General features: G+C 58.7%; 6 protein-coding genes and 1 pseudogene. 1 reads left to right on the top strand and 6 read right to left on the bottom strand.

Going from position 1 to position 5,526, the window contains the following annotated elements:
• The 4 genes from B2W52_RS06710 to B2W52_RS06725 all read right to left on the bottom strand — a co-directional run.
• Window positions 1-181, bottom strand: a 181-nt coding sequence (locus B2W52_RS06710) for a deoxyribodipyrimidine photo-lyase (protein WP_286802077.1), incomplete at its 3' end; no start/stop codon positions are given.
• Window positions 178-324, bottom strand: coding sequence for a DUF2256 domain-containing protein (locus B2W52_RS06715; RefSeq protein WP_008175434.1), 147 nt, complete (start codon window positions 322-324; stop codon window positions 178-180). The genes B2W52_RS06715 and B2W52_RS06710, both read right to left, overlap by 4 nt.
• Before the next feature lie 85 nt (window positions 325-409).
• Window positions 410-1,006, bottom strand: coding sequence for an SCO family protein (locus B2W52_RS06720; protein ID WP_273069432.1), 597 nt, complete (start codon window positions 1,004-1,006; stop codon window positions 410-412).
• Window positions 1,003-1,842 (bottom strand): cytochrome c oxidase assembly protein, encoded by an 840-nt coding sequence (locus tag B2W52_RS06725; protein WP_273069430.1) that lies wholly within the window; start codon window positions 1,840-1,842, stop codon window positions 1,003-1,005. The genes B2W52_RS06720 and B2W52_RS06725 overlap by 4 nt, the downstream gene beginning before the upstream one ends.
• A 126-nt stretch (window positions 1,843-1,968) precedes the next feature.
• On the opposite strand from B2W52_RS06725, the gene B2W52_RS06730 reads away from it, so the two are divergent.
• A complete protein-coding gene (locus tag B2W52_RS06730) occupies window positions 1,969-3,657 on the top strand; it encodes an HAD family hydrolase (RefSeq protein ID WP_286802081.1) in 1,689 nt (562 codons plus the stop codon).
• A gap of 33 nt (window positions 3,658-3,690) precedes the next feature.
• Here B2W52_RS06730 and B2W52_RS06735 read toward each other — a convergent pair whose 3' ends face one another.
• Both B2W52_RS06735 and B2W52_RS06740 read right to left on the bottom strand, forming a co-directional pair.
• Window positions 3,691-4,935 (bottom strand): substrate-binding periplasmic protein, encoded by a 1,245-nt coding sequence (locus B2W52_RS06735; protein WP_286802083.1) that lies wholly within the window; start codon window positions 4,933-4,935, stop codon window positions 3,691-3,693.
• Window positions 4,936-5,063: 128 nt separating this feature from the next.
• A pseudogene (locus B2W52_RS06740) lies at window positions 5,064-5,526 on the bottom strand (cryptochrome/photolyase family protein); the annotation flags it as partial.

Here is a 5,526-nt window from a genome sequence, read left to right on the forward strand (position 1 = left end):
CAAGATCGTCCAGGGAGTCTCTGATAAACGCCCATTGACGGCCGCTGGTGTCCGGCAGTTGCCAGTATTCGTCCTCGATCACATACAGCGGTATGACCGGTTCGCCCAGGCTGGCCGCTGCCACCAGGGGGGCATGATCCCGGGTACGCAGGTCGCGCTTGAACCACACCACGGTGGTCATGAGAGTGCGTTCCGCTCGCGCCGGCAACGTTCGCTGCAGTAGCGAACATTTTCCCAGTCCTTCGCCCATTTTTTGCGCCAGGCAAACGGGCGCTGGCAGACCGGGCAGGTTTTCTCCGGGAGATTGAGTTTCTTATGGGGCACCAGTGTCTTCCATTCGGGATGTAGGGCTTTCTACGTCTGCTCCGCAGGGCGGGATCAGCGCCCGAGGCGGCGACAGGTATGGGTATCAGGAGCGTGATCCCCGTGCCAGCTGGGCCAGATCTTCACTGATCTGCTCTGGCGACAGTCCGGGTCGCAGGAGCAGCCGGGCGTTGCCGTCGCGATCGAAAACGTAAACGGCGCTGCTGTGTGAAACGTTGTAGTTGCCGCTGGCGTCGGGTTCGTCGTAACCGAAGGTGGTCCGGTAGCGTTTGGCGAGTTTTCGAAGCGCGGGTTCTTCTGCAGTCAGGCCAACGACCCGATCGCCGAAGAAATTCACGTAACTGGCCAGGCGTTCCGGGGTATCCCTGCGCGGGTCAACGCTTACGAACAGGGTGGTGACGTCGTCCCGATACTTTTCGGGAAGTTGCTGAACCGAGCGGCGCAGATCAGTCAGCGTGGTCGGGCAGACATCCGGGCAGGAGGTGAAGCCGAAATACACCAGGCGGATGTTGCCCTGCGAGTCTGCGGGAGTGACAGTGTTTCCGTCGGTGCCCTGGAGCTGGAACTGGAGCCTGGGCATCAGGCCCGAGATGTCCTTGCCATGCCAGCTTTCCTCATTCCCGGCACAGCCGGCGAGCATCAGGGCAACGAAAACAGGCCATAGTGGCAGCGTTCTGTTCATGCGTTTCCTCCTGCCATCGAGCGGCTTTTGGGGAATTTGCCATCTTCATGCATGGCCCGGCGGAGCACAATCAGGATGCCAATGATGCTCATCATGGCCGGGGGAATCCAGGTCAGCAGACCGCCCAGTAACTGGTCGGTTTCCGGGGGCATGGGCCAGGCCCGGCCGCAGACTTCGTAGACGTCATAAACCATGCCGCGGGAAAACACGATCCAGGCCCCGAGAATCATCTGGGGGATCGCCACCAGCGCCAGCAGGAGTATACGTTTGCCGTAGCCCAGGGCACTGGTGATGGCCGGGGAGCGGGGATCAAAGATCAGCCACCAGAACAGCAGGCCATCCAGCAGCATGCTCCAGTTCATGATCCAGTAGAGCTGCCGGCTGAGCATGGCGTCAAAATGGATGGGCGGCCAGAGCCAGAAGTAGACCAGTCCCACGAACAGAACCGAAGCGATAACCGGTTGCTGCAGCAGCCGGTAAATCCAGCCCAGCGGCTGCAGCCAGTAGCGTACAGACGGTGAAATCTTCTGGTACCAGAATCGCATCACCGGCAGAGGGTTAGATAGCGCAATCAGGATCGGCCCCAGGTGGTGAAGAATCAGGTGCTGGCCCCGATGGACGAAAAACATGTACTGGGAGTAGTAATCAAATCGGGTCTGCATCACCGCGTAACAGAGCATGACCCCGAGCGTGAAAGTGATGATGCGGCCCGATCCCGGCCGGTCCTGCTCCGGCATCCTCAGTAGCCCGACACCATAAAACCCGAGCACCAGCATATAACTGAGCAGGGTCAGCGGTGAAAAATCATAGGGCAGCAGGTAGCTCGATACTGGCATGGATCAGACTCGATGCGTGCACGCATTGGAAACCGGGTTTATCTTTCTTGTCAGTACCGCCGAGTTTTGCCGGCCCGGCGGCGGATTTCAAGGCCGGCTTGAGGCAACTTCTGATGGAGGCGGGGCATGGCCCGATTTTGCGATTCCATTTCAGCACCGTCGGTGTTGATCTTTGACTGGCACGGCACCCTCGTCGACACCCACGATGCCATGTTCAGTGCCATGGAAGATATGCTGCCGCAACTGGAAGAGCTGGGGCTCGTGGAGCGGCTGCTGCCGGAGGATAAATGCCGTACCGGCGACGACGCGCGCCTGGTGCGCTACATCCGGATCTTCCGGCGCCTGCATCCGCGTATTCTGGCAGAGCGGCGGGTTTCAAGGACGGACATTTTCAATGCCATCTTTGGCGACGACAAAGAAGCCAAGCTGATTGCCCACAAGGCCTACAACGAGGCCTACCGACGTTATTTCGGGCAGGTAAAACCGTTTCAACCTGGCGCGTATGAGTACCTCAGCGCCCTGAAAGCGATGGGTATCCGCCTGGCGGTGTCGACCAATCGGAACCGCGAATTCCTGGAGCGGGAATTACAGACGGTAGATGAAGGCCGATGGCGACGCCTGTTCGATGCCACGGTCTGTGCCGACGATGTAACCGAGTACAAGCCCGACCCCGAGGTGATTCTCAAGGCGCTTGAAAAGCTCGGTCTGCCAGCGGATGAAACGGCCTGGTATGTCGGCGACAGCTACGTCGACATGCTCACCGCCAACAAAGCCGGCGTGTCGGGCGTGTTCTACAACGGCGCCTGCTGGGAATCCGGCCGGATCGACAGCTGGTTTTCGCACCGGGACGCGCCGGCGGCCATTCTGGACAGCTTTGAGGACCTCATGGACCTTTTAGCCCTGCTTGAGCGGAGCCAGCCGGAGGCCTTCGAGCAGACGCCTGCCGAGGTTCGACCCCGGCCCTTTCCGCCGCCAAAGCGACCCGAGCCGAGAATTGAGCCGGACTGGCACCCGGCGGTGGTCAAGCTCATCCGTCCGGCAGTCATCCTGTTCGACTGGCACGCCACCCTGGTAGATACCCTCGACGCCATGTACCACGCGGTGGACGACATGCTGCCGGATTTCCACAAACTCAAACTGATGGACCGCATGGTGGCGCCTGAAGACAGCAAAACCCCGGAAGATGTGAAGCTGGTGGCCTACGTGCGGGAGTTTGCGAAGCTGCATCCGAAGGTGAAGGCAGACCGCAAGATTTCCCGAACCGATATCTTTGAGGTGTTGTTCGGGGATGACCAGGAAGCCAAGCAGATTGCCCACCAGGCGTTCAACCACCACTACCGGAAACACTACGGTACCGTGAAGGCGTTTGAGCCGAAGGTGCGCGAAGTTCTGGAAGGGTTACGGCGTCTGGGCATTCAGGTGGGGGTGATTACCAACCGGGATCGTGAGTTTTTCGAGCACGAACTGGCGGCTGTGGAGGACACTGGCTGGACGCATCTGTTTGATGTTGACGTCTGCGGCGACGATACACCCCTGCGCAAGCCCCACCCGGATCAACTGCTGCTAGCGGTCCAGAAACTGGATTATCCGCCTGATCCGAGTGTGTGGTACGTGGGCGATAGCACGACTGACGTTATTGCCGCCAAGCGCGCGGGCCTGACCTCGGTATTCTTCAATGGGGCCCAGTGGGATCTGCCCTGGCTGAACAAGATTTTTCCGGGTACCCACAAACACCCGGATAAGCCGGATGTGGTGGTCAATGACTTCTCGGAGTTCTGGGCCCTGGTGTTGGCCTGTGAAGTCGGACCGCCCTGAGTGTCTGCTTTGCCGGGAGGACGATTGAATCAATCAGTATTGTTCAGAGTCGCTCAGTGCTTCCTCGATACTGAGACCGATCACGATCACACCGAGGGCCGGTTCCCCGTGATCACTCAAAACCGGCCTGCTGGCGGTAACCTGGAATCTGGCCGCGGACTTGTCGTACCGAATGGGTGAGAGGTATATCGGTGGATCGCCGCCGGGTTGGGTTGCCTGATTTTCAATGACTTTCTGGAATTTGGGCTCATCACCTTGCCAGTAGTCTGAGGTGAGCTGGCTCATCGCTGCGAGGGTTCCCATGTCATTGACCAGCATTACCTCTGTGACAAGGCCCTGGTGGGAATGTTGCCACGCCTGCAGCGCTTTGGAGCCTGGAAGTGCCAGTATGTCCGCTGCCAGATCTGGCACTGCAAGGGGTGACAGCGCCGTCCATTGGCTGTCGATGGTCATTACGTCAGTAAAGCTCTCCTGCCTGGGTCCTTCCTCGATGATCTGGCGAACATCGAGGATGCTGTTCATTTCCTTGAAAAGCCGGCTCGACAGCTCCGAAATGCGTCGATCTTCTTCCTGTGACAGCGCAAGTTGCCCAGCCATACAGCTGTTCAGCGTGCGGTTGAATATGCCGAGAAATTCGGGGTTGTCTGAGGTAAAGGTTTCGCCCAGATAAAGGTAGAGCGGGGCATAGCGAACGAAGTGCGCACGGAGCTGCGTGCCGGCCAATTCTTTGGCCTGGCGCAGACGATCCATGACTCGCTCATCCATCAGGGCGGTATCAATCCGGCCCCGCTTGAGCAGGGCCAACAGCTGTGAGGGGGAGGATACGCTCAGGAAAATCCCATAGCCTTTAGCGCTCAGCCAGGCCTCTTCGTTGCTGCCGGCGACAACGCCTATTCGAAGGTCTTTGGTAAACGCTTTGTCATCGCGAGTGAAAAAGTACCATTTCTCAAGCGCTACCGGATCGCTCCGTGTGGCAATGGTGTCGAGTTCTGCGGAAGGATCAATGGCAAAATAGCCATCGATCATATTGCGTTCCAGCGAATGTATGGCACGGTTCTGGGGCGTAATCCGGATGCGGGTTGACCAGCCGGCCCGGTTGGCAGCACAAATCACCGTGTCTGCGGTTTCACCGGAGATCTGACTTTCTCCACCCGTGTCAGAGCCCACCATCTGATACGGCGGGCTTTCAAAGGTGTAGAGGTTCAGGATTGGAGGCTGGGCCTGGCAAAGGGGTGATGCCAGTACAGTTGTCAGACCCACTGCCAGTCGAAGGTTCATCGTAGGTGCCGCGTCCGTGGTGTTAACAATCCTGATGTCAGGCTAGCACCAATGTGGGGCTTTTGCCGCACAAGTGCAGGACATATTGGCGTAAACACCTGCTTTGCGGAAGCCGACCGATGTTGGGGTTAAAGCTTCTCCAGGTTCGTCAACAAATACCCGGCGCGCTGGAGCAGCGCTTCCCGTTTCTCGGGCTTCTGCTTGTCCCAGTTCCGGTACATCATGCCCATACGCGGGTTTTTGGCAAAGTCGTCCCGATGGCGATCGATGAAATGCCAGTACAGGGCGTTGAACGGGCAGGCGTCATCTTCGGTGGCCTTGTTCACCTTATAATGACAGTTGGCGCAATGGTCCGACATGCGCTGGATATACTTGCCGCTGGCGGCGTAGGGCTTTGAGCCCAGGTAGCCGCCATCCGCGTGCATGACCATCCCCAGCACGTTGGGCAGTTCCACCCAGTCATAGGCATCGGCGTACACCGCCAGGTACCAGTCACAGATTTCCTCTGGCTTGATACCCGCCAGCAGCGCGAAGTTGCCGGTAACCATCAGCCGCTGAATATGGTGGGCGTACGCGTTGCGGCGGGTGGCA

The sequence above is a fragment of the Marinobacter sp. UBA2498 genome (assembly GCF_002341575.1).
Taxonomy (GTDB): domain Bacteria; phylum Pseudomonadota; class Gammaproteobacteria; order Pseudomonadales; family Oleiphilaceae; genus Marinobacter; species Marinobacter manganoxydans.

Bases quoted from the DNA above. Each gene is read 5' to 3' on its own strand.
- B2W52_RS06725 (WP_273069430.1), bottom strand. From the start codon at position 1,842: ATGCCAGTATCGAGCTACCTGCTGCCCTATGATTTTTCACCGCTGACC.
- B2W52_RS06720 (WP_273069432.1), bottom strand. From the start codon at position 1,006: ATGAACAGAACGCTGCCACTATGGCCTGTTTTCGTTGCCCTGATGCTC.
- B2W52_RS06735 (WP_286802083.1), bottom strand. From the start codon at position 4,935: ATGAACCTTCGACTGGCAGTGGGTCTGACAACTGTACTGGCATCACCC.
- B2W52_RS06730 (WP_286802081.1), top strand. From the start codon at position 1,969: ATGGCCCGATTTTGCGATTCCATTTCAGCACCGTCGGTGTTGATCTTT.